6 protein-coding genes and 1 pseudogene are annotated in these 4,278 nt (G+C 60.7%); 6 read left to right on the forward strand and 1 reads right to left on the reverse strand.

The window, feature by feature from the left end:
- Positions 1–48 precede the first annotated feature (48 nt).
- Entirely contained in the window at positions 49–846 is a 798-nt protein-coding gene (gene ppk2, locus AC3WRI_RS32780) for a polyphosphate kinase 2 (RefSeq protein WP_011615440.1), read from the forward strand.
- Between the two features lie 163 nt (positions 847–1,009).
- A pseudogene (locus tag AC3WRI_RS32785) lies at positions 1,010–1,216 on the forward strand (MFS transporter); the annotation flags it as partial.
- Positions 1,217–1,242: 26 nt separating this feature from the next.
- Here AC3WRI_RS32785 and AC3WRI_RS32790 read toward each other — a convergent pair.
- A complete protein-coding gene (locus AC3WRI_RS32790) occupies positions 1,243–2,103 on the reverse strand; it encodes an MBL fold metallo-hydrolase (protein ID WP_010809980.1) in 861 nt (286 codons plus the stop codon).
- 84 nt (positions 2,104–2,187) lie between these two features.
- Here AC3WRI_RS32790 and AC3WRI_RS32795 point away from each other — a divergent pair, with 84 nt between their 5' ends.
- The 4 genes from AC3WRI_RS32795 to AC3WRI_RS32810 all read left to right on the forward strand — a co-directional run.
- A complete protein-coding gene (locus AC3WRI_RS32795) occupies positions 2,188–2,526 on the forward strand; it encodes a metalloregulator ArsR/SmtB family transcription factor (protein WP_439667940.1) in 339 nt (112 codons plus the stop codon).
- The gene (locus AC3WRI_RS32800; protein ID WP_010809978.1) at positions 2,520–2,954 is read left to right on the forward strand and encodes a YeeE/YedE family protein; all 435 of its coding nucleotides are present in this window, start codon (positions 2,520–2,522) and stop codon (positions 2,952–2,954) included. The genes AC3WRI_RS32795 and AC3WRI_RS32800 overlap by 7 nt, the downstream gene beginning before the upstream one ends.
- A gap of 1 nt (position 2,955) precedes the next feature.
- The gene (locus AC3WRI_RS32805; protein ID WP_492295005.1) at positions 2,956–3,387 is read left to right on the forward strand and encodes a DUF6691 family protein; all 432 of its coding nucleotides are present in this window, start codon (positions 2,956–2,958) and stop codon (positions 3,385–3,387) included.
- Positions 3,388–3,759: 372 nt separating this feature from the next.
- Positions 3,760–4,278: hypothetical protein (locus AC3WRI_RS32810; RefSeq protein WP_492295007.1), on the forward strand; the 519-nt coding region annotated here is incomplete at its 3' end.

The raw sequence follows: 4,278 nt of genomic DNA on the forward strand, positions 1-4,278 counted from the left end.
ACCCTTTCCCACCCGATGCGCCCGACTCAAGGGAGGTGAACCATGAAAATGAAGACAAGTAGCAAGACGGCTCCATCCGAGGCAAGCGCCCTCTCCCATGACAGCTATGAGGAGAATCTCCACCTGCTTCAAATCGAGCTGGTCAAACTACAGAAGCACTTCATTTCCTGCAGCGACCGGATTCTGGTGATTTTTGAGGGAAGGGATGCGTCTGGGAAGGATGGGACCATCAAGCGCATTGTCGAACACCTCAGTCCGCGTGAAACGCGCGTCGTCGCACTGGGGAAGCCATCCGACCGTGACCGAGGCTCCTGGTACTTCCGCCGCTATGCGGCCGAGCTGCCTGCGGCCGGCGAGTTCACCCTTTTCAACCGCAGTTGGTACAACCGGGCCGGTGTGGAACATGTGATGGGCTTCTGCACCAAGGACGAGCATGAGGAGTTCATGGCAAGCGTCCCAGAGTTCGAACGGATGCTCGTGCGTTCCGGAATTCGTCTTATCAAGTACTACCTTGACATCAGCAAGGCCGAACAGAAGAAGCGCATCGAAGAGCGCCGCCGGGACCCGCTAAAACAGTGGAAAGTCAGCCCCATTGACGAACAAGCGGTATCGCTTTGGAAGAAATACAGTAAGGCACGGAACGAGATGTTTGCTCGAACCAGCGACATCGTGCCATGGAACGTCGTGCGCGCCGACGACAAGCATGTCGCACGCCTCAGCGTCATCAAGGATCTACTGACCCGCCTTCACTATGCGCACAAGGACGCTGAGCTGATTCGCCCTAATCCGGAAGTTGTGTTTCCTTATGCAGAGGAACATCTTCTGAGCGGGGCGATTTCGAAGTGAGACGGTAGCGCAGCACGAACTTGTGACCTGCGAGGATGGATGAGATGAAGACCAGCATCATTGAAGTTAGAGGCCTGCTGTCCGTTCTGAGCAGGGGCGGAGGCTAATTGGGTCGCTGGCAGCACTACGGTGAAGTATGACGAAGCCGTAACAAGCCCGAGGGATGACCGGGCTGGGCATGGCGATGTTGTACCCCAATCTGAGCGCTGCGGTAGCCGACATCGCACACCCCAGTTGGCAGGCGTCCGCCATCGGCATCTACCGCTTCTGGCGCGACCTCGGGTATGGCATCGGCGCGCTCTGCCTGGGCGCAGCTGCGGCGCTCGGTGGCCGCGTCGAGAGTGCATTCCGGTTCGTCGCCATCGCAATGGGAACAACAATTGAAAACAACCTGCCTCAGATGACGTCCAGAGGGATTTTTAGATAGCGAACGCCATTCGCATCGGGCGGCGGCAACTCCCCGGCTCGTATATTGACTTGCACCGACGGCAGAAGCAGCGTGGGCATCGCCAGCGTCGCATCGCGCGCCCGGCGCATGGCCACGAACTGTTCCTCGCTCACGCCGTCATGCACGTGGATATTGCCTTCGCGCTGAGCGCGCACCGTCGTTTCCCATGCAGGCCCGCGCCCCTCGGGCGGATAGTCGTGACACATAAAGAGCCGTGTATTGCTCGGCAGGTCCAGCAGCTTGCGGATGGAGCGATACAACTCGTGTGCGTCGCCGCCCGGGAAGTCGCAGCGAGCCGTGCCGACGTCCGGCATGAACAGCGTATCGCCGACAAAGACCGCGTCCCCAATCTGGTAAGCCATGTCGGCGGGTGTATGCCCTGGCACATGAATCGCCCTGCCGGTCAGGCCGCCGATGGCAAACGTCGCTCCGTCGTCAAACAGGTGGTCGAACTGCGACCCGTCGAGCCGAAACTCAGGCTCCAGGTTAAAGAGCGTCTTGAAGACCCCCTGTACGTTGCGGATGTTCTGGCCTATTGCTGTCTGGCCACCCAGGTGTCGCTTCAGGTACGGCGCGGCAGACAGGTGGTCGGCATGCGCGTGCGTCTCGAGAATCCACTCGACTCTCAGTCCATGCGCGCGCACAAACGCAACAACCTTATCAGCACTTGCCGTCGATGTCCGACCCGCCTTGGGGTCGTAGTCCAGCACCGAGTCGATGATGGCGCACTCGGGGCGCCCCTCCTGAAAGACCACGTACGTCACAGTCCAGGTCGCAGGGTCGAAGAACGGCTGGATAGTCGGGTGCATGCTCGCCTCCTTGGATGCAGTACATTCTATTCACATACATTCTATTTTTCAATATAATATTAACAAGCAAAATGTAAACGACCTATGGACCAGCCCCACGCCGCCATCGACCTCGCCAGCATGCAAGCTGCTGCGGCGCAGGCCTGTACCCTGCTCAAGGTGCTTGCCAATCCGGACCGCCTGCTGCTGATGTGCCGCCTGTCCCAAGGCGAGCTGTCTGTCGGTGAGCTGGAGGAACAGCTCGGCATCCGGCAGCCGACGCTGTCTCAACAGCTCGGTGTGCTGCGCGAGAACAGCCTGGTGGCCACGCGCCGTGACGGCAAGAACATCTTCTATTCGGTGGCGAGCCCCCAGGCGCTTGCCGTCATGGCGGTCCTTTATGAACAGTTCTGTGCCAACCCCGATCAGGAGGCGACATGCTGATTGACCTCGCTAACTTCACGCCCGGCCTGTCACTGGTCGGCGGGCTCATCATCGGTGCGGCGGCCGCTGTGCTGCTGCTGTTCAACGGCCGCATTGCCGGCATCAGCGGCATCTTCGGCGGCCTGCTTAGCCTGCCTCGAAAGGACATGGCCTGGCGCCTGACCTTCCTCGCTGGCCTGGTTGGCGCTCCTGTGATTGCGAGCCTGCTCGGCAAGCCCGCCATTGCGGATATCCAGGCAAGCTGGGGCGAAATCCTGGCCGCCGGCTTCCTGGTCGGCCTTGGCACCCGCTACGCCAGCGGCTGCACCAGCGGCCATGGCGTGTGCGGCATCTCGCGCGGCTCCATCCGCTCGCTGGTCGCCACCCTCACCTTCATGGTGGCGGGATTCCTGACTGTCTTCGTGCAACGGCACCTGATTGGAGGCTGATATGACCGCCATGACTGCACTCGTCGCAGGCCTGCTATTTGGCATTGGCCTGATGGTCTCCGGCATGGCCAACCCGGCCAAGGTGCTGGGCTTTCTTGACCTTGCAGGAACCTGGGACCCGTCCCTCGCTTTTGTGATGGCCGGTGCCATTGCCATTGGCTCGCTCGCCTTCCTCATCGCCAAACACCGCAAACGCTCCTTCCTGGGGCTGCCTGTGCAACTGCCGGCCAGCACGGCCGTAACGCTGCGGCTGGTACTGGGCAGCGCCGCCTTCGGCGTCGGCTGGGGTCTGGCCGGCTTCTGCCCTGGTCCCGCGCTGGTTGCCCTGGGCGCTGGCTATCCGAAGGCCATTGGCTTTGTGGCAGCAATGGTGGCTGGCATGCTCGTGTTCGACGTCGCGGAGCGCGCCAAATCAAGCATGCAACGGGCGTAAGCACGCCGGCACTGGCAGCGAAGTGCAGTTGGATAGAGGCGTGGCAGAGGAACAAACAATGCGCCGCAGGGCTGGCGCCGACGGGCGAAGTGGCGCTTTATACGGTTCCCGCTGACTTGCTGCCCTCATAGTCGATTTCCAGGTATTCCGCCGCCGGATTTGTTCCTGGCCAGACCGTTTCCTGGCAACCGGAGCATTGCTGCTGAGGGCATCCGCAAAATGGTCTGCGCAGATTGCTCCTGCGCAGACCAGCACATCGATGGGACTGAACACCCGGTACACCCATCGCTTCGTTGATCCCAATCAACTCAAATCCCTGACCGCCGCATACCTTGGACTAGGAACCATCATGTTTTCATAGGAGGATCTCCCATGTCCACCAACCATCGCCTCTCTACCCTTATCACTGCGGCCGCCGTGCTAGCGTGGGCGCCAGCAGCTTTCCCGGCGTCGCCGGCTACCGGCATTGAGCATGAGCAGCACCATCCTGAAAAGCGGCAAGATAAGGCTCCGGTCGTAACTCCCGGAGTTTCCAGCGATGCAAAGCTGGACGCCCAGGTTGCCCACCTGCGTGCCATCAGAGAGCGGCTTTCGCGTGCCAAAACGCCGGAGGAGCGTCAGGCCCTCTTGGCTGAACGCCATCAGGTCATGCAAGATGCAATGGCCATCATGCAAAAGGACATGATGAAAATGGGCGGCCCTGCTCGTATGGCTCCTGGCAAGAGAGTCGCCAAGGGAAACGCCCCGTCAAATCAAATGCAGATGTGCCAAGACATGGCGGGTAGTCACATGGCGTTCATGCAGGAAATGATGCAGACGATGGCCAACGACCAAGGCATGGGCCCGGGCATGGGCATGGGTCCGGGCATGGGTCCGGGCATGGGGCCGGGG

Source organism: Cupriavidus sp. FW305-27 (genome assembly GCF_058787995.1).

Bases quoted from the DNA above. Each gene is read 5' to 3' on its own strand.
- ppk2 (WP_011615440.1), top strand. From the start codon at position 49: ATGAAGACAAGTAGCAAGACGGCTCCATCCGAGGCAAGCGCCCTCTCC.
- AC3WRI_RS32790 (WP_010809980.1), bottom strand. From the start codon at position 2,103: ATGCACCCGACTATCCAGCCGTTCTTCGACCCTGCGACCTGGACTGTG.
- AC3WRI_RS32795 (WP_439667940.1), top strand. From the start codon at position 2,188: ATGGACCAGCCCCACGCCGCCATCGACCTCGCCAGCATGCAAGCTGCT.
- AC3WRI_RS32800 (WP_010809978.1), top strand. From the start codon at position 2,520: ATGCTGATTGACCTCGCTAACTTCACGCCCGGCCTGTCACTGGTCGGC.
- AC3WRI_RS32805 (WP_492295005.1), top strand. From the start codon at position 2,956: ATGACCGCCATGACTGCACTCGTCGCAGGCCTGCTATTTGGCATTGGC.